Genomic DNA, 17,728 nt, shown 5'->3' on the forward strand with positions numbered 1-17,728 from the left:
GGGGCACATCGTGGCCGGCGCTGAGGCTTATACTTGTTCTTATTTGCTGTGACCCTCAGGCCACACTTTTGGAGCGGCGGCGACAACCTGGCTGATGCGGAAACTCCCAGAGCATCCTTCTTTGCGTCTTGACCTTGCACCGCAGCAAGGGCAAACTTAAATGCAAATCGTTCTCATTTGCGAGAACGGCGCCCGCGGGCGCGCCACGAACCCCACGGGTGCTCGATCATGGATATGGTTCACGCGGACGCGGCCGACGGTCCCGCCAAGCCGCTCGGGGTCGCCGATCGCCGCAGTCTGGGTCCGCTGAACGCCAGCATCCACGTTCCCCACGGCGGCTTCTGGCTGCGCCGCTTCCTGGCCTTCGTCGGGCCGGGCTACATGGTGTCCGTCGGCTACATGGACCCGGGCAATTGGGCGACCGACATCAGTGGCGGCTCCAAGTTCGGCTACACGCTGCTCGCGGTCATCCTGATCTCCAACGTGATGGCCATCGTCCTGCAGGCGCTGGCGGCGCGCCTCGGCATCGCCACCGACAAGGACCTGGCGCAGGCGTGCCGCGACTATTATTCGCGTCCGGTCAGCCTGGCGCTCTGGCTGGCGTGCGAGGCGGCCATCATTGCCTGCGACCTGGCTGAAGTGATCGGCACGGCGATCGCGCTCAAGCTGCTGTTCGGCATCCCGCTGCTGTGGGGAGCGCTGCTCACCGCCCTCGACGCCTTCCTGATACTGTTTCTGATGCAGCGCGGCTTCCGCTACCTGGAGGCCTTCGTGATGGCGCTGCTGTTCACCATCTTCGTCTGCTTCGCCGTCCAGATCGCCATGTCGGCGCCGCCGGTGGCCGCGGTCTTCAAGGGCTTCATTCCCTCCGCCACGATCGTCACCGATCCGCAGGCGCTGTACATCGCCATCGGCATCATCGGCGCGACGGTGATGCCGCACAACCTCTATCTCCACTCGTCGATCGTGCAGACGCGCGCCTATCCGCGCACCGACGAGGGGCGCCGCCACGCGGTCAAATGGGCGGTGACCGACAGCACCATCGCCCTGATGCTGGCGCTGTTCGTCAACGCCGCCATCCTCATCACCGCCGCCGCCGTCTTCCACGACAACGGCCGGACCGACGTGGAGGAGATCGAGCAGGCCTACGCGCTGCTGTCGCCGATGCTGGGCGTCGGCATCGCCTCGACCCTGTTCGCGGTCGCCCTGCTCGCCTCGGGGCTGAACTCGACCGTCACCGCGACCCTGGCGGGCCAGATCGTCATGGAAGGCTTCCTCAATCTGAGGCTGCCGGGCTGGGCGCGACGGCTGATCACGCGCGCCATCGCCATCGTCCCGGTCGTCGTCGTCACCGCGCTCTACGGCGAGACCGGCACGGCAAAGCTGCTGATCCTGAGCCAGGTGATCCTGTCGATGCAGTTGCCGTTCGCCATCATCCCGCTGGTGACCTTCGTTTCCGACCGGCGCCGGATGGGCGCGCTTGCCATCCCCCCCTGGCTCAAGGTTGCCGCCTGGGCCATCACCATCGTCATCGTCGGGCTCAACGTGAAGCTGCTCGCCGATGTGGCGCTATAGCATGCCCCCAAAAAGTGAACGCCGGTTTTTGGAAAGGGTCATGCTCAAATCAATGGCTTAGAGCGGGATGGTGATTCGAAGAAAAATCATCCCGCTCTAAGTGTCTGACCGGGCGGCGGGCAGAAGCCGCATGCCGGCCCGAAGCTCCAGGTAGAGCAGCAGGCCGGCCGGCAAGGTGGCCAGCAGCGGCGCCGTCGGCACCCCCGCGGCGGCGACGAGGCGGGCGGTCCAGTGGTTGCACACGCTGAGCAGGTTGAATGTTCCGGTGGCGCGGAAGAACAGGCTCGGACCATAGACGCCGCGGCCGAGCGCAATGGGCTGCCCCTGGGGGTCACGCGCGAACGAGCGCTCCAGCTCGCTGATGAGGCCGAGGAAACCGGCGGCCGAGAGGGCGAGCTGACCGAGACGATCGTCGGGAAAGGTCGCACGAGGGTCGTCGCCGACCCCGACCACGTGCAGAACGGCGGCATTGCCCGGCCGCAACAGCGCGCTCATCGCCAGCGCCCAATCGAGGCGGTCGATGCTCGGCACTTGCCGGTAGAAGCGCTCCTCGCCCCAACCGACCTCGATCCACGGATAGGCGCCGAACCGCGACGCCACTGCGGTCACGGCGGGAAAGGCGCCGCGGGCCGCGGCGTCGAGCAGGGCGGCCCGCGGCAGCAGCAGGCCCGAGTGATAGGCGCGGCCGACGACATAGATGGTCACGGCCGCACCGTCCGAGGGCGGATAGAGCGCCGGGTCGGCGGGCGTGCTGGTGAGCCAGACGAGAACCACCAGGCCGGCGCAGGCGACGGCCACGGCTGACGCCAGCCTGCGGACGAGCGTCAAGGCGCGCGCAGACGGTCCAGGGCCTCCTCGATCTTGGCGACGCGCGAGCGCGCCTCGTCGAGCCGCTCCTTCTGTTCCTCGACCACCTCCTCCGGCGCCCGCGCCAGGAAGTCGGGATTGCCGAGCTTGGCTTCGACCTTGCCGATGTCGACGCCGAGCTTGTCCATCTCCTTGCGCAGGCGGGTGCGCTCGGCCTCGAAATCGATCACGCCCGCCAGCGGCAGCGCGGCCAGCTCACCCCGCACCATGAGCTGGATCGAGCCGCGATCGACCGCCTCCGCCTCGCTGATCTCCGCCACCCGGGCCAGGCGCTTGATCGTATCGCCCCAGCGCGCCGCGTGCGCACGCACCGTGGCGGACGGCTTCACCAGCACCAGCGGCACCAGGGCGCCGGCCGGCACGTTGGTTTCCGACCGCGCCGAGCGGATCTCGGAGATGAGATCGACGACCCAGCCGATTTCCGTCTCCGCCGCGGCCGCCGCGACGCCGAGCGGCGCCGGCCAGGGCGCCAGCGCCAGCAAGGTCCAGCGCCCTCCCCGCATCGGCCCGGTGGTCCGCCACAGCTCCTCGGTGAGGAAGGGCATGAACGGATGCAGGATCTTGCAGATCTCGTCGAGCACGAAGGCGACCGTGGCGCGCGTCTCGTCCTTGGCCGGGCCGTCGGGCCCCTGCAGCACCGGCTTGGTCAGCTCGACGTACCAGTCGCAGAACAGATTCCAGACGAAGCGGTAGGCCGCGCCGGCGGCGTCGTTGAAGCGATAGGTCTCGATGGCGCGGGTGACCTCGGCCACGGTGCGCTCGGTCTCGCCCAGCACCCACAGGTTCAGCGTCTCGCGCACGCTGCCGGGCGTGAAGCCCGGCGGCAGGGCGCACTCGTTCATCTCGGCGAAGCGCGCCGCGTTCCACAGCTTGCTGGCGAAGTTGCGGTAGCCCTCCACACGCTGTGTCGACAGCTTGATGTCGCGCCCCTGCGCCGCCATGGCCGCGAGCGTGAAGCGCAGCGCGTCGGTGCCGTAGCGGTCCATCAGCTCCAGGGGATCGATGACGTTGCCCTTCGACTTCGACATCTTGGCGCCCTTCTCGTCGCGGACGAGCGCGTGCATGTAGACGTCGCGGAACGGCACCTCGCCGGTCACGTGCATGCCCAGCATCATCATGCGGGCCACCCAGAAGAAGATGATGTCGAAGCCGGTGACGAGCGTGCTGGTGGGATAGAAGCGCTTCAGCTCCGGCGTTTCATCCGGCCAGCCGAGCGTCGAGAACGGCCAGAGCCCGGACGAGAACCAGGTGTCGAGAACGTCGTCGTCCCGCACCAGGAAGCCTTCGGCCTTCTCCGGCGCGGTGGCGAGCGCTTCCGCTTCGGCCTCGCTCAGCACGTCGTTCTCGACCGCATGGGCCAGCGCCTGCGGCAGCACCTCGTCGAGGCTCTCGCCGACGAAGACAGCACCGTCCGGCGTATACCAAGCCGGGATCTGGTGGCCCCACCACAGCTGCCGCGAGATGCACCAGGGCTCGATATTCTCCAGCCACTGGAAAAACGTCTTCTCCCAGTTCTCCGGAACGAAGCGGGTGCGGCCGTCCCGCACCGCCTCCAGCGCCCGCTCGGCCAGGGGCTTGACGTTGACGTACCACTGGTCGGTCAGCCAGGGCTCGATGACGACGCCGGAGCGGTCGCCGTGCGGCACCATGTGCGTATGCGGCTCGACGGCGACCAGCGCGCCATGGTCTTCCAGCATGCCGACGATCGCCTTGCGCGCGGCGAACCGATCCTCGCCGTGGAGCGCCAGGACGGCCGCCAGATCCGGGCCATCCGCATCCGCCAGGAAGGCGGCATTGTTCGCGAGGTCGAGCCGCGCCTCCGCATCGAAGATGTTGATCAGGCCGAGCCCGTGGCGCTTGCCGACCTCGAAATCGTTGAAATCGTGCGCCGGCGTGATCTTGACGGCGCCCGTCCCTTTCTCGGGATCGGAATAGGAATCCGCGACCACGGGGATGAGCCGGCCGACGAGCGGGATCTGCACCAGACGGCCGATGAGGTCGCGGTAGCGCTCGTCGTCCGGATTCACGGCGACGGCGACGTCGCCGAGCATTGTCTCCGGACGGGTCGTGGCGACGGTGATGAAGCGATCGGGCTCCGCCGCCAGCGGGTAGCGGATGTGCCAGAGGTTGCCCTTGGTCTCAATCTGCTGGACCTCGATGTCGGAGATCGCCGTCTGGAACCGCGGGTCCCAGTTCACCAGCCGCTTGTCGCGGTAGATCAGGCCGTCGCGGTAGAGCTGGACGAACACCTTGAGCACGGCGCGGGACAGGCCCTCGTCCATGGTGAAGCGCTCGCGCGACCAGTCGCAGGAGGCGCCGAGGCGCCGCAGCTGCGTGCCGATGGTGGAGCCGGACTCCGCCTTCCACGCCCACACCCGCTCCAGGAAGGCGGCACGGCCCATCTCGCGCCGGCCCGGCTGCTGGCGCTCGGCCAGCTGCCGCTCGACCACCATCTGCGTGGCGATGCCGGCGTGGTCCATGCCGGGCTGCCACAGCACGTCCCGGCCGCGCATGCGCTCGAAGCGGCACAGGATGTCCTGCAGCGTGTTGTTGAGCGCGTGGCCCATATGCAGGGAGCCGGTGACGTTGGGCGGCGGAATGACGATGCAATAGGGTTCGGCTGCCGCCCGCTCGGGCCGGCCGGCGCGAAAAGCGCCTGCGCTCTCCCAAAGGTCGGAGATGCGTCCCTCCACCGCGGAGGGCTCGAAGGTCTTGTCCATGGGCTTGCTTACCGTCGGCTGGGAAATCGTGGCATCGGCCCGCGCAGGATGCAGGGATGCGCTGAGTTCGCTTAGAGCATTTCCCGGCCGGATGTAATCATCTGATCGGACTCAGGAAACCCGTCACGGCCTCGCCGGCGCCCAAGCTCGGCACCCGCCGGACCGAGACGAGACGGGCTACCTGAGCTCGCGGACAAGACGAGCCGTAGCCGCCAAGCCCCTCCAACTAATGGGAAAGACGCTGGAGCGCTCATGCCCTCTCCCACCACGTGATGGGGAGCGGGGCCCTTCGTTTGGCAACGCGCGGAGAATCGGTGGGCCGACACGCCTCCCCCTTGTGGGGCCGACAAGCGTAGGCCCCGCGGCACGCCAAGCGGGCGAATGTCTTGGACGCGGAGATCGTAGGGGCTCCGCTCCGGCGACCTCGGCGCCTCCGGAACAACCCCGTGCGGCAGTGCTACTCGCGGCGGCCGCCGCGGACCACACGCTCGATCTCGCTGCGCACGAGCTGCTCGACCAGATCGGGCAGGTTGTCGTCGAGCCATTCGCGCAGCATCGGCCGCAGCATCTCCGCCACCACCTCCTCCATCGTGCGGGCGCGATGGGCGATGCTGGCGGTCAGGGCGTCGAAGGCGCTGCCGACCGAGGCGTCGACGCTGCGCGAGGTGAGGCGATCGCCGGCCGGGTTCTGCGGCCGATAGTCGGCCGGGGACGGCTGCTCGGGGTAGCGAAGCCGCGGCTCCCCATTGTGGCGCCCCGTGTCGCGCGGCGGGCGGCCTGCCTCCCGCAAGCCGAGCTCGTCATCGCGCCCCCCATGGTCGGCGCCGCGCGTCGTGCGCTCGTCGTCCAGATCAAGCTCGCGGGAAACGCGCTCATGCTCGCGCGGCGGCAGCACCGGCCGCGCCGGGCCATACGGCTCCGCCGGCTCGTCCGCCTCGGCGAGGCGCGGACGAATCGCCGTCAGCCGCTGCAGATCGCGATCGATGGATGGACGCGTGCGGCCCGCGTCCTCGCTCGGGCGGCGGCTTGCGGTGCGTGACGGCTGGATCTCGCCCAGGCCCAAGGCACGCTGATCGTCCGAGATGATGCGGCGGATCGAGGCTAGGATGTCTTCCATGGCCGGATCGCGCGCAGGCTGCGCTTCCGCCGCACCGCTCGCCTGATAGGCCCTGGAGCCGCCAGCGCTCATCACAACCCCCGATGCGGCTCCTTCGATCCCGGACCGCCCGAATCAAGAACGTGCACGCGCGTTAGTATTTCATGTCGGGCCGCGCGGGCAATCGCTCTACGACGTTGTCCCAAGTCCATTCGGCCAATGTGGAATCAAGGTTAACGCGGCGAGGTCGCGCGTCCGCCGCATGTAGATCCGCCGACGGGCCGGCGGCCCCGCAAATCGCCTCACGCCGGTGCGCCGGCGGCAGCCGCTACCGGCCACCGGGCGTGCTCAGGCCGATCCACTTGTCCTTGACCTGCTTGTAGTGGGTCTTGGAATCGTACTCGTTGACGCTGAGTGCCAGCGTGCGGGCCGACAGCTTGCCGATCGACGACAGCACGGAATAGGAGTTCACCACCCGGTCGCGTTGCGCCGAGACCAGCTGCACGCGCGAGTTGAGCAACAGCTGCTGCGCGTTCAACACGTCCAGCGTGGTGCGCTGGCCCACCTTCGCCTCCTCGCGCACGCCGGCGAGCGCGATCTCGTTGGCCTGAACCTGGGCGGTCGCCGCGTCGATCTGCGCCTTGGCGGCTTCGAGGGCGCTCCAGGACGAGACCAGGGCCTGGCGCACCTGATCGCGGGCGACGTCGACGTTCATGCGCGCCTGCCCGGCGCTCTCCTTCGCCTGGCGGGTCTGGGCGTAGACCTGTCCGCCCTCGTAGATCGGCACCGTGAGCTGTGCCACGACGCTGGCCGAGGTGCGGGCATCGTTGGGCGTCAGGTTATTCCAGGCGCGGGTCAGGCTGGAGGTGAGGCCGAGCTGGGGATACAGCGCGCTCTCCGCCACCTTGACCTGCAGCTCCGCCGCGTCGACGCCATGCATCGCCGCGTTGATGGCCGGATGTTCGACCAGCGCGACAGTGACGCTGCGATCGAGCGTCTTGGGCAGCAGGTTCTCGATCGAGCGGCCCGGCGCCAGTTGCTTGGGCTCGACGCCGATCACCTGCCGGTATTGGGCGATGCTGGTCTTGAGGTTGGCCTCGGCCACGCTGAGCTGCGAGCGGCCGCTGGCGAGCGCCGCCTCCGCCTGCGCCACGTCGGTGCGCGTCACCTCGCCGACGTTGAAGCGATCCTGCGTCTGGCGAAGCTGCTCCTGGAGCACCTCGACGTTGTTGCGCTGCAAATTGACGGTCGCGGTATCGCGCAGCACGTTCATGTAGGCGGTGGCGCCGTTGAGCAGGGTGTTCTGCTCCTGGTTGCGCAAATTCTCCCGGGCGCCGAACACGTTCGATTCGGCCTGGCGCACCGAGTTCACCGTGCGCTGCCCATCGTAGATCTGCTGCGTGACGCTGATGCCGATGCTGCCGGGCCACAGGTCGGTGCTGCCGCCGCCGTTGCCCTGCTGGTTGGTATACTGGTGCCCGAAGGTGGACGTGGCGTTGACCTGCGGCCGCATCCCGGCCTTGGCGATCGGGACGGTTTCATCGGTGGCGCGCACACCGGCGCGCTGCGCATTGAGGGTGGGATTGCCAAGATAAGCTTTTGAAAGGGCTCCATTCATCGTCTCGGCCGAAAGCCCGGTCGGGCACAGAAGTGCCAAACTCATGGCCCCAGCCGTACCGAGCAGCTTGGCGCGGCGCGAACTGCACAATCGAGTCACCATCCACCTATCTGCCGGATCGAGCCCCACGGGCCGACCCGATTGTTCTTGTTAAGCGGCCCCCGCTGCCGCCACGATAGCGATCGAGGGCGGATGCGAAAACGGTTGCGGCGGCCCTGAACCCGTTTCTCGGCACAGGTGCCGTAAAAATGCGACAGGCCGATCGTCCTAAACGCCCCCAAACGGTTGATTCCGGTGCTGATCCGGGAAGGAAGGGGGGCTCGGGGCAGCAGCCGCGGGCCGGTGGCGTGCCCGACGAGCGGGCTCGAAGGCGGGGAATCACGCGCGCGGCGCTCGCGCGAGTCGTCGGAACTCGATCGCCGCCGGCTCCGCGAGCCGGCCGCGGCGTTCAGAATACGAACTGGGCCGGCGCCTTGAGCCCGTCGATCACCGGGGCCGACGCCCCGAACAGCGGCTGCCGGCTGAGCGCGCTGCCGCGCTTCACGTAGAGCGCAGCCCGCGCCACCGCCTCGGTCGCGTCGATCCCGACCAGGCGGCCGCCGTCGACCAGTTGATCGAGCAGGGCCTGCGGCTGCACCTGGAAGGCGCCGTTGAGCAGGATGGCGTCGTAGGGCGCGCCCTTGGCATAGCCTGCGGCGACCGGCCCGGCGACGATCTCGACGCCGCCGGCGGCCGATTCGGCGAGCGCCTTGCGCGCCGCCTCGGCCAGCGCTTCGTCCGGCTCAAGCCCGATGACGCGGGCGCCGAGCCGATGCAGCAGGCAGGTGGTGTAGCCGGTGGCGCAGCCCGCATCGAGGACGGCCTCGCCCTCCTTGACGTCGAGGGCCTGCAGCATGCGCGCCACGATCATCGGGGGCAGCAGGCAGCGCTTGGCGACCGGGCCGGCGCCATCGAGCGGCACGGCGACGTCGCTGTAGGCCAGCGCCTCGCGGCCCGGCGGCACGAACTTCTCGCGCGGCGCCTCGTCGAAGGCTGCGATGATGGCGAGGTTGGTCACGTCGAACGTGCGCACCTGGCGATCAACCATGGTGCGGCGGGCCGCGGCGAAATCGAGCATGAACCCCTCGGCGATTCTGGCGACGTGGCGCCGGAACCAGCCCGGCGAACTGGAGGCCTCGGAGGGAATCGAACCCCCGTACAAGGATTTGCAGTCCTCTGCGTAACCACTCCGCCACGAGGCCTCGGCCGGGTTCTTAGCCCAGGCTGGGGCCACCGGGCAACTCATGCGCCGCGACATTCTTGCGCGCCGTGCGGGGACGGGGCGCAGAGCTGGGCCAGCGAGCGCCTCACCGGCCGCGCACAAGCTCGCGCCGCTGCGCCGCCGGGGCCCTTCGGCAGCTAGAGCATGTCGCCATCGAATGAGATCATCCGATTGCACAGACATGCTCCAACTCTTTGATTCCGGAGCGCTTCGCGATTGCGTGATTCCGCCCGATCGCGAAGCGCCCTGGACGGCGAGATCCTCGCCTGAGTCGCCGGCTACCGCCGCGCGGCCATGACCAGCCTCGGCGCGTCGCCTGCCGCGGCCGGCCAGGCGCCGGCCGCGTAGCGACCCTCCGCGCATTTCGCCATGGGATGAGATCATCCGGCGGTCGAGAAAGGCTCATCACGTTGTGAATCTGGAGCGCTTCTGTCACGATCCGGTGCTTCCGCCCGACCCTGCCGCGCTCTCGGCCATCCACAGCCGCGCGGTCACGCCGCGCTTTAGGGCCTTGCGTGCCGCAGCCGGTTGGGCTAACACGCGGCCTCCGCTGTTCCTCGGTAGCTCAGTGGTAGAGCAACCGGCTGTTAACCGGTTGGTCGCTGGTTCGAATCCGGCCCGAGGAGCCACCACTTTCCGTACGCTACGGCGCGCTAGAGCCGCCGAGTCCTGCGGAAAGTGCGAGGCGATAGACGTCCAGGCGGCTTTTCTCGATTTTCGCTGTGGCCTTGCGCCAAGTGCAGCCGTCCGTTGCCCGGAATGGAATGGCAAGGTCGAGAATTTCGAGTTTCGCCATGGCGTGTCTCGGATTGGGCACCAGGCTCCCCCCTTCGGAAACAGCCTGAGAGGTTGGGCTCAACGAACCGAGGCGAAAGCCCTACGGACCTCCTCGACGAAAATCCTCGGTTGTTCGAATGCGGCAAAATGGCCGCCTCTTTCGGGCCGGTTGAAGTAGATCATATTGCTGTAGGTCGCTTCGCACCATTCACGCGGCGGGGTGTAGATCTCGCCCGGGAACACGCTGACCGCGACCGGAATGTCGACCTTGCGCGCAGCGAACGACATGGTGGGGTGCTCAGCGTACATGCGCGCCGAAGACGCGCCGCTGTTCGTCAACCAATAAAGCATGATGTTGTCGAGCATCTGGTCATAGGTGAAGACGGTTGCGGGTTCGCCGCCGCTGTCGCTCCAGGCGCCAAGCTTCTCGTAAATCCAGGCCGCCTGGCCGATCGGACTGTCCGCCAGCGCGTAGCCGATTGTCTGGGGACGCGTGACCTGCAGGTGGTGGTAGGAGGAGCCGTCGGTGGCGAACAGCGCGCATTGATCAATCGCGATCTGCTCTTCGGCCGTCGGATCATCTGGGAACGCGTCCTGCACCACGAACGGAAGATTGGTGTGGATGGCTTTCAAGCCTTCCAGCTTCTGGATGCCCATCTCGGTCGTGATCACACTGCCCCAGTCGCCGCCCTGCGCGACATACTCCCGGTAGCCAAGGCGCTTCATCAGCGCGTCCCAGGCCCGGGCGATACGGCCGCGTTCCCATCCCTTGCGGCGCGGCTTGTCGCTGAAGCCGAAGCCCGGAATCGAGGGCAGAACGAGGTGAAAGGCGTCCCTCGCCTCGCCGCCATGGGCCGTCGGGTTCACTAGCGGATCGATGGTGTCGAGGAACTCGACGATCGATCCCGGCCAGCCATGGGTCATGACCATGGGCATTGCATCCTCATGCTTCGAACGCACGTGGATGAAATGGATCCCCAAGCCGTCGATCTCGGTCTTGAACTGAGGCAGGGCGTTCAGGCGCTCCTCAAGGCGGCGCCAATCATAGCGGTCCCGCCAATAGGCCAGCAACGCCTCGACTTTCGAAAGCTGGGCGCCCTGAGTCATGTCATCGACCGTCTCCCGTTCGGGCAGGCGGCTCTTCTCGAGGCGAGCCTCGAGGTCATCGAGGTCAGCCTGGGGAACCTCTATTCGGAAAGGGGTGATGTCCATGTGTCGTCTCGCTGTCAGTTGGTGAAGCCGCAGCCCGACTCTCCGCCGGCCAGTGGGGACGCCGGTCAGAAAAAGGAAGCAGTCTATGGAGCAGCGGCTTCGCGGAAGCAGGTGACGCTCCGCCGACCTTCGATAAAGGCCTACACAAGGGACAGACTGTCGCTCCAAGAGCGCCAATAAGGTAGCGCCGACGCGCCAGCGCGCTCACACTGTCGCATTACAGGGCACAGATCGTCGCCTTTGGCGGCGCTTACCGCCCAGTTTCTCGGGCCTATTTTCGCCTGCACCCCGACCAGTCGAAGATTGGAACCAACATGAATGCGACACCCTCCAACGAGGGTGGCGGCAACCTCGCCGTGCTCGGCGCCGTCTGTCTTGCTGCCCTCATCCTTCCCCTGAGCTTTTCCGGCGGCGCGATCGCGACGCCGGCCATCGGCCGCGATCTCGGCGGCAGTCCCACCGCGCTCACCTGGATCACCAACGCCTTCATGCTGTCCTTCGGCAGCCTGCTGATGGCGGCAGGCGCACTTGCCGACGAATACGGGCGCAAGCGCATCTTCACCATCGGTGTCTCGCTGTTCGTCATCTTCTCGCTGGCGTTGAGCTTCGCGCCGTCGGTGCTGGCGATTGATCTGTTGCGTGCCGCCCAGGGCGTCGGCGCCGCCGCGGCGCTGTCCGGTGGAACGGCCTCGCTCGCCCAGGAATTCCACGGCAAGGCACAGGCGCGCGCCTTCAGCATGCTCGGCACGACCTTCGGCGTCGGTCTCGCCTTCGGGCCGATCATCTCGGGCTATCTCATCGAAGCCTTTGGCTGGCGCTCGATCTACGTCACCACCACCGTGATCGGCAGCTTGGCGCTGCTCTTCGGCGTCCCGCGCATGCGCGAGACCCGCGACCCCGACGCGACCGGGCTCGACTGGCCCGGTGTCCTCACCTTCACCGGCATGTTGACCAGCTTCACCTTCGGCGTCATCCAGGCCCCAGAAAGCGGATGGAACAGCCCGATCGTCATCGCCATGCTGGTCGCCGCCGCAGCTCTGCTCGCCGCCTTCATCTATGCAGAAACCCGCGTTCGTCGGCCGATGCTCGACATCAGCCTCTTCAAGTATCACCGCTTCATCGGCGTGCAGGCACTGCCGATCGCGACCTGCTTCTGCTACGTCGTCATGCTCATCCTCTTGCCGCTGCGCTTCATAGGGGTCGAGGGCCTGTCGGAGGTCGAAGCGGGCATGCTGATGATCGCGCTGTCGGCGCCGATGCTGATCGTTCCTACCATCGCCGTCACGCTCACCCACTGGCTGTCGGCGGGCCTGATCTCCACGCTCGGCCTGTTGCTCGCCTCCGCTGGCCTAGCGTGGCTCGGCACGCTCGGCGAAAAGACGGGCACGGCGGCGATCCTGCCCATGTTGATGATCGGCCTCGGGGCCGGCCTTCCCTGGGGCCTGATGGATGGTCTCTCGGTCAGCGTCGTTCCCAAGGAGCGCGCGGGCATGGCCACCGGCATCTTCAGCACGACCCGCGTCGCGGGAGAGGGCGTGTCGCTGGCCATCGTCAGCGCCATCCTTGCCGCGCTTTCGGCCGGGAGCATCAGTCATATCGTCAAGCTGGCCGGACTGGAGCGCCTTGGGAATCAGCGCGAGGTCGCCCAGCGGATCGCAACCGGCGACATCGCCGGCGCGGCGGCAATCTCACCGGCACAGATTCATCCGATGCTGGTGCAAAGCTATGTCGATGCGTTTCAGCATCTCACCTGGCTGCTCGCCGGCCTCACCCTCGCGGCGGCATTCGCGGTCTGGTTCTTCCTGGGCCGCATCCGACCGACGCCGGTTGCAGCCGAGCCGCAAGTCGCGGCTTCCTGACGTGGCCGCGCCGGGAAGGTCGCTCATGCCGTCCCGGCGCTCGTTGCCAGATTCAACCGGCGGGGCGCGAGACGATGGCCTCGGCGAAGATGCATCGCCTCGACGCAGTGATGCGGCTGTGACAATCCCGACTGGCGGCGCTTCGCTGGCCTTCCGTCAATCCATCGGAACAGGTCGCTTGAGGAGCTCGGCCAGCGCCTCGAGCACGACCCGCGTCTTGCGGGGCATGCGCCGGCCGAGCGGCACAAGCGCATGGACCGGCGGTCCGTCCATGTCGAACTCGGGCAGAACCCGCACCAGGCGGCCGGAGCAGAGATGGGGCTGGGCCGCACGATCGAAGATCTGCGCCAGACCCATGCCCGCGATGACAGAGTCGATCAGCGCCTGTCCGTCGGAGGCGACAATGGCGGTGGAAGGCGGGATGAACTCCTTGACGCGTCCGCTTTCGTTGAGGCTCCAGGGCCGCAGATTGCCCGCCGCCTGGCGGAAGATCACCGCATCATGGGCTTCAAGGTCGGCGCGCGACGCGGGAACACCACGCGCTTCGAGGTAGATGGGCGCGGCATAGAGACCGAGACGCAGGTCGCACAGCTTGCGCACCGTCATATCGCCCTGGTCGGGAAGCGCGCCGATGCGCACAACGAGATCCCAGCCTTCGCCGACCGCATCGGACTGGCGATCAGTGAGCGAAAGCTCCAGGCTGACCAGAGGATGCTCGCGACGCACCTGTTTCAGCGTCGGGAGGAAGAGGCGCCCAAGCCCCGCCGGAACGTCGAGCCGCACCCGACCAACCGCTTCGTCACGGCGCGCGGCGAGCGCGTTCTCGGCATCATGAAGCCCTTCCAGCGCCGCGCGCGCGGCCTGGAGGTAGATTTCGCCGTCCTCGGTCAGACGCACCGCGCGCGTCGTGCGCTGAAACAGCTTCGCGCCAAGGCGCGCCTCGAGACGCTGCACGGCCTTTCCGGCATTGGATTTTACGGTGCCCAAGCGCTCGGCCGCGCGCGTGAAGCTCGCGCTCTCGGCCACCGCCACGAACACCTCGATGTCCTGGATGCCGGGAATGGATCGGACGCTCATTGTTTCGCCCTTAGCGACGATCGATTTTATTATTGCAATATTATCACGCAAGCGGGGGAAGTCGATCAGCGGAGCGTCGCCGCTGGAGGGACAGATGGCGGCGGTTGTGAAGGCATGGCGTTGCGCGTCGCCGAGGAAGATATGGAGAGCGAACTGGCCATGCTCTGGCGGCGCGAAATGCGGACTGGCGCAGGCGTGCTCGAAACCTCGGCCGAGTATCTCCGCCGCACCATCGCCAGCCTGCCCGCGACGGGGATCGTCGTTCCGCAGCTCGACCATCTGCTGATCGACGTGGAGTTCGAGATCGCGCGCGGCCCGAATTCCGCAGAGCTATGATCAAACCGGCCGCGAATGTCTCCCCGCGAGTGACGCGGAGCCGACCATGAGGGCGATGATCGCACGTGGAAGCGTCGCCCCATGCCCCCTCAACTGCAGGCGACGCAGACCGGGGAGCAAGGGCCACGCCGTCGCGCCGCGGCCCTCGGCATCCGTGTCAGGCGGCGATTTTCCGGCGGTGCGCGTTGGCAATCGCATCTTCCTCGGCGACGGCCTTCACGACCGACGCGCGAGCGTCCATGCGCGCCTTCCAGGCGTTGAGATGCTCGAGATGACCGATCTCGGCACCGCTGCGGGGGCTCCACCAGGTCGCCCAGACATAGGCATCCGCCACACTGAACGTGTCGCCGGCGATGAATTCCTGGGTCGCAAGCTTGTCGTCGAGCGTCTTGTAGGCCGCGACGATCTTGGCGCGCGTCCAGACCTGGCCTTCTTCCGTCATCAGCTTGCGCATGAGCGGAATATGCTTCTGCGCGATCTCGGTGGCGAGGAAGGTCAGCAGCTGGTTGAACTTGACGCGTTCCATCGTGCCCTGCGCCGGGATCAGGTCCGCCTCTGGATTCTGGTCGGCGAGATAGGAGATGATGTTGATCGTCTCGCTCAACAGATCGCCGTCCTCGTTGCCCAGCGCCAACACCGGCACGTAGAGCAACGGATTGACGGCCGCGAAGTCATCTCCGTTCGATGTCGACTTACCGAAAACGTCGAAGTGAACGAGCTCCGGCTCGAGACCGAGTTCATTGGTGATGATCTGCACCGCTTCGGAGCAGGTCTTGTCGGCGATGTAGAGTTTCATGGGGAATATCCTTCGGCTGAATGTGATCACGCCGGCCATCTATTCCTTGCGCTCGAAGCGATAAATATGCCGGCAAGCGCCTCAGCGTCGACGCCGGGGCGACAATTGAAGCGTCGAATGCGACTGGCGGCGGTCCAGCATGCTCCCGGAAATGCCGCAACGGCAGATGCGTCGGAATTGTAGCCGGACGAGCGACAGTCTGTCGCTTCAGATCGCCTTTAACGGTATGATGTGGCGTCCGACATTGCCCGCAGTTCCAAAAAAACGTGAGAACTTATTATGGGATTGCTGACCGGCAAGGTCGCTGTGGTGACGGGCGCGTCCAAGGGCATTGGCGCCGAAATAGCCCGTCTGTTCGCCGCGGAAGGTGCCTCTGTCATCGTCCATTATGGACGGGATCAGGCTGGCGCAGACAAGGTGGTAGCGCAGATCGAGCGCGCAGGCGGAAAGGCTAGCGCAGCCAAGGCGAATATCGCTTCCCCTGAAGACGTTGCAAACCTTTTTCAGTCGGCCAGGCAAGCATTTGGCAGGCTCGATATCCTCGTAAACAACGCCGGGATCTATAAATTTGGACCTATCGACGAGTTTTCCGAAGGGAAATACCGCGAACAGTTCGATATCAATGTTCTGGGCGTGTTGCTCGCAACAAAAGAGGCGGTGGCTTCCTTTGGCGAGGCTGGCGGCAGCATCATCAACCTTGGCTCTGTCGCCAGTCGCCAAGCACCTGCTACTGGAGCGATCTACGCGGCGACGAAATCTGCCGTCGAAACGATCAGCCGCTCGCTTTCGAAGGAACTGGGTCCGCGCAAGATCCGCGTGAATACCATAAGCCCTGGCGGTGTCGAAACCGAGGGCACGCACGCGGCAGACATGATCGGCAATGAATTCGAAGCGGAGATGATCCGTCAGACACCGCTCGGCCGATTTGGCCGGACAACCGACATCGCTCCGGTCGCATTGTTTCTCGCCTCGGATGATTCGCAATGGATCAGCGGAGAGAATATCTTTGTGTCTGGCGGCCTCCCCTGAGGCCCAACCCGCCAGATTTACACATCCACGCGCTTTCGAGGGGGCGGATTCCGGGCTCGGCCGGTGCCACGCTCCGAGCATCCCGGCGGACAGCACATGCCGCGCCCGGCGGCATCGTCCCGCTCGGACACGTCGCCCGAATGGAATGAGGTCATCGATGTCGTGCAGCGCCGCGTCGGGCGAGGATGTTGCTTACAACGCCTCGCCGGCACGATGCGGGCCTGCTTCGGCACCGGCGACGTCGCAAGGCCTGTGGTGCTTTCTCAGGAGTCCATGCGGTCGGCGGCGAACAATGACCAGACGGCAATGAACAGGGCGGCGATGAGCGGGCCGATGACGAAGCCGTTCATGCCGAACAACGCGATGCCTCCGAGCGTGGAGACGAGCACCACATAGTCAGGCAGTCGGGTGCCCCTGCCGACCAGCGGCGGCCTCAGGATGTTGTCGATCGTGCTGATGACGAGGAGGCCGACCGCAAGCAGGATCCCGCCCTTGAGATAGGCTCCCGACAGCAGAAGGTAGGCGGCGACCGGCCCCCAGACGAGAAAGGCCCCGACCGCCGGCAGCAACGACAGCAGCGCCATGAGCACCCCCCAAAGCAGTGCGGCGTCGATGCCGAGCAGCCAGAACGTCACCCCGCCGATGGCGCCCTGGATCACCGCAATGATGACGTTGCCCTTGACCGTCGCCTTCACCACGTCCGCAAACTTGCTCAATATGTGGTCCGTATGGTCCCCGCTGAGCGGGCTGGCATTGCGGATCGTCGTGGCCAGCCCTGCTCCGTCGCGGAACAGGAAGAACAGCACGTAGAGCATCACGCCGAGGCTGACGACGAACTGGGCCGTGTTCTGTCCGATGGTCACGGCCCGCGTGGCGATCGCCTGGGCGGCCTGCCCGAGAAACGACGTCAGCCGGCGCTGAATCTCCTCGAAGCTGCCCAGATCGAGGGCGGATAGCGCGTCGATCACGAACGACGGCATGGCGCCACGGATCTGTCCCACCATCGCGGCGGGGTCGAACTCTCTCGAGCTGATACGCCCGTAGAGGCTGGTCGCCTCCTGGGCAAGCGAGCCGAGCACCAGCGCGCCGGGAATGACCACGATGCAGATGCAGGCCAGCACGCTGAGCGCGGCCGCGAAGTTGCCGCGGCCGCCGAGGATTTTTTCGAGCCTGCACTGCAGCGGGTTGAACAGGATCGCAAGAATGACCGCCCACAGGATGGCGCCGTAGAAGGGCAGCAGCAGCCAGACGAAGGCCGCCGTCACCAGGACGATCAGCGCGACGAAGCTCGCCTTCTGAATGGTCGTTGTCTGCATCAGGCCGCCCATCCCCCGAACGAGGCGCCATGGGGCGCCCCGGCAGGAATAGCAGCGTCGGTGCCGACGACAATGCCTCGTCCAACATCACATAGGCATTCGGTGCCCGGACGACCTCGCGAGATCTTGCGGTCGCCCGGGCCCGAAGCGCCTACCGCGCCTCGGCCGAAGCGGTGTGCCGTGCCGCCG

At 66.6% G+C, this 17,728-nt stretch carries 14 protein-coding genes and 2 tRNA genes; 5 read left to right on the top strand and 11 right to left on the bottom strand.

What is annotated here, in order from left to right:
- Positions 1-228 precede the first annotated feature (228 nt).
- Positions 229-1,575, top strand: coding sequence for an Nramp family divalent metal transporter (locus tag ACZ5PO_RS29450; RefSeq protein WP_464185807.1), 1,347 nt, complete (start codon positions 229-231; stop codon positions 1,573-1,575).
- A gap of 96 nt (positions 1,576-1,671) precedes the next feature.
- Here ACZ5PO_RS29450 and ACZ5PO_RS29455 read toward each other — a convergent pair whose 3' ends face one another.
- The 6 genes from ACZ5PO_RS29455 to ACZ5PO_RS29480 all read right to left on the bottom strand — a co-directional run bounded on the left by ACZ5PO_RS29455 (position 1,672) and on the right by ACZ5PO_RS29480 (position 9,117).
- Positions 1,672-2,373 carry a DUF2459 domain-containing protein gene (locus ACZ5PO_RS29455; RefSeq protein WP_464185810.1) on the bottom strand — a complete coding sequence of 234 codons (702 nt, stop codon included), beginning with the start codon at positions 2,371-2,373 and terminating at the stop codon, positions 1,672-1,674.
- A 26-nt stretch (positions 2,374-2,399) separates the two neighbouring features.
- Entirely contained in the window at positions 2,400-5,162 is a 2,763-nt protein-coding gene (locus ACZ5PO_RS29460; protein WP_464185812.1) for a valine--tRNA ligase, read from the bottom strand.
- A gap of 457 nt (positions 5,163-5,619) precedes the next feature.
- Positions 5,620-6,351 (bottom strand): PopZ family protein, encoded by a 732-nt coding sequence (locus ACZ5PO_RS29465; protein WP_464185814.1) that lies wholly within the window; start codon positions 6,349-6,351, stop codon positions 5,620-5,622.
- Between the two features lie 235 nt (positions 6,352-6,586).
- On the bottom strand, positions 6,587-7,921 hold the full coding sequence (locus tag ACZ5PO_RS29470; RefSeq protein ID WP_464185815.1) for a TolC family outer membrane protein: 1,335 nt from the start codon (positions 7,919-7,921) through the stop codon (positions 6,587-6,589).
- A gap of 403 nt (positions 7,922-8,324) precedes the next feature.
- Positions 8,325-8,993 (bottom strand): protein-L-isoaspartate O-methyltransferase family protein, encoded by a 669-nt coding sequence (locus ACZ5PO_RS29475; protein ID WP_464185818.1) that lies wholly within the window; start codon positions 8,991-8,993, stop codon positions 8,325-8,327.
- A gap of 50 nt (positions 8,994-9,043) precedes the next feature.
- Positions 9,044-9,117, bottom strand: a tRNA-Cys gene (locus ACZ5PO_RS29480).
- Between the two features lie 574 nt (positions 9,118-9,691).
- On the opposite strand from ACZ5PO_RS29480, the gene ACZ5PO_RS29485 reads away from it, so the two are divergent.
- Positions 9,692-9,766 (top strand) — tRNA-Asn (locus ACZ5PO_RS29485).
- 14 nt (positions 9,767-9,780) lie between these two features.
- On the opposite strand, the gene ACZ5PO_RS29490 is transcribed toward ACZ5PO_RS29485, so the two are convergent.
- Positions 9,781-9,933 carry a hypothetical protein gene (locus ACZ5PO_RS29490; protein WP_464185820.1) on the bottom strand — a complete coding sequence of 51 codons (153 nt, stop codon included), beginning with the start codon at positions 9,931-9,933 and terminating at the stop codon, positions 9,781-9,783.
- A gap of 59 nt (positions 9,934-9,992) precedes the next feature.
- The gene (locus ACZ5PO_RS29495) at positions 9,993-11,126 is read right to left on the bottom strand and encodes an epoxide hydrolase family protein (protein ID WP_464185822.1); all 1,134 of its coding nucleotides are present in this window, start codon (positions 11,124-11,126) and stop codon (positions 9,993-9,995) included.
- Between the two features lie 314 nt (positions 11,127-11,440).
- Here ACZ5PO_RS29495 and ACZ5PO_RS29500 point away from each other — a divergent pair, with 314 nt between their 5' ends.
- Positions 11,441-12,985: an MFS transporter gene (locus ACZ5PO_RS29500; RefSeq protein ID WP_464185824.1), complete on the top strand. Its 1,545-nt coding sequence runs from the start codon at positions 11,441-11,443 to the stop codon at positions 12,983-12,985.
- Between the two features lie 156 nt (positions 12,986-13,141).
- Here the strand turns inward: ACZ5PO_RS29500 and ACZ5PO_RS29505 are convergent, their stop codons facing one another.
- Positions 13,142-14,062, bottom strand: a complete 921-nt coding sequence (locus ACZ5PO_RS29505; protein ID WP_464185826.1) for a LysR family transcriptional regulator — start codon at positions 14,060-14,062, stop codon at positions 13,142-13,144.
- A gap of 114 nt (positions 14,063-14,176) precedes the next feature.
- Here ACZ5PO_RS29505 and ACZ5PO_RS29510 point away from each other — a divergent pair, with 114 nt between their 5' ends.
- Positions 14,177-14,398 (top strand): hypothetical protein, encoded by a 222-nt coding sequence (locus tag ACZ5PO_RS29510; RefSeq protein ID WP_464185828.1) that lies wholly within the window; start codon positions 14,177-14,179, stop codon positions 14,396-14,398.
- 157 nt (positions 14,399-14,555) lie between these two features.
- On the opposite strand, the gene ACZ5PO_RS29515 is transcribed toward ACZ5PO_RS29510, so the two are convergent.
- On the bottom strand, positions 14,556-15,233 hold the full coding sequence (locus ACZ5PO_RS29515; RefSeq protein ID WP_464185830.1) for a glutathione S-transferase N-terminal domain-containing protein: 678 nt from the start codon (positions 15,231-15,233) through the stop codon (positions 14,556-14,558).
- 240 nt (positions 15,234-15,473) lie between these two features.
- On the opposite strand from ACZ5PO_RS29515, the gene ACZ5PO_RS29520 reads away from it, so the two are divergent.
- Entirely contained in the window at positions 15,474-16,223 is a 750-nt protein-coding gene (locus ACZ5PO_RS29520) for an SDR family NAD(P)-dependent oxidoreductase (RefSeq protein ID WP_464185832.1), read from the top strand.
- 263 nt (positions 16,224-16,486) lie between these two features.
- Here ACZ5PO_RS29520 and ACZ5PO_RS29525 read toward each other — a convergent pair whose 3' ends face one another.
- Positions 16,487-17,539: an AI-2E family transporter gene (locus ACZ5PO_RS29525; protein ID WP_464185834.1), complete on the bottom strand. Its 1,053-nt coding sequence runs from the start codon at positions 17,537-17,539 to the stop codon at positions 16,487-16,489.
- Positions 17,540-17,728 lie beyond the last annotated feature (189 nt).

The organism is Chelatococcus sp. KU-N122 (genome assembly GCF_055391085.1).

What these genes read in the sequence shown, in the direction of transcription:
- ACZ5PO_RS29450 (WP_464185807.1), top strand. Translation starts at nt 229, where the DNA reads ATGGATATGGTTCACGCGGACGCGGCCGACGGTCCCGCCAAGCCGCTC.
- ACZ5PO_RS29460 (WP_464185812.1), bottom strand. Translation starts at nt 5,162, where the DNA reads ATGGACAAGACCTTCGAGCCCTCCGCGGTGGAGGGACGCATCTCCGAC.
- ACZ5PO_RS29465 (WP_464185814.1), bottom strand. Translation starts at nt 6,351, where the DNA reads ATGAGCGCTGGCGGCTCCAGGGCCTATCAGGCGAGCGGTGCGGCGGAA.
- ACZ5PO_RS29470 (WP_464185815.1), bottom strand. Translation starts at nt 7,921, where the DNA reads ATGAGTTTGGCACTTCTGTGCCCGACCGGGCTTTCGGCCGAGACGATG.
- ACZ5PO_RS29475 (WP_464185818.1), bottom strand. Translation starts at nt 8,993, where the DNA reads ATGCTCGATTTCGCCGCGGCCCGCCGCACCATGGTTGATCGCCAGGTG.
- ACZ5PO_RS29490 (WP_464185820.1), bottom strand. Translation starts at nt 9,933, where the DNA reads ATGGCGAAACTCGAAATTCTCGACCTTGCCATTCCATTCCGGGCAACG.
- ACZ5PO_RS29495 (WP_464185822.1), bottom strand. Translation starts at nt 11,126, where the DNA reads ATGGACATCACCCCTTTCCGAATAGAGGTTCCCCAGGCTGACCTCGAT.
- ACZ5PO_RS29500 (WP_464185824.1), top strand. Translation starts at nt 11,441, where the DNA reads ATGAATGCGACACCCTCCAACGAGGGTGGCGGCAACCTCGCCGTGCTC.
- ACZ5PO_RS29505 (WP_464185826.1), bottom strand. Translation starts at nt 14,062, where the DNA reads ATGAGCGTCCGATCCATTCCCGGCATCCAGGACATCGAGGTGTTCGTG.
- ACZ5PO_RS29510 (WP_464185828.1), top strand. Translation starts at nt 14,177, where the DNA reads ATGGCGTTGCGCGTCGCCGAGGAAGATATGGAGAGCGAACTGGCCATG.
- ACZ5PO_RS29515 (WP_464185830.1), bottom strand. Translation starts at nt 15,233, where the DNA reads ATGGCCGGCGTGATCACATTCAGCCGAAGGATATTCCCCATGAAACTC.
- ACZ5PO_RS29520 (WP_464185832.1), top strand. Translation starts at nt 15,474, where the DNA reads ATGGGATTGCTGACCGGCAAGGTCGCTGTGGTGACGGGCGCGTCCAAG.
- ACZ5PO_RS29525 (WP_464185834.1), bottom strand. Translation starts at nt 17,539, where the DNA reads ATGCAGACAACGACCATTCAGAAGGCGAGCTTCGTCGCGCTGATCGTC.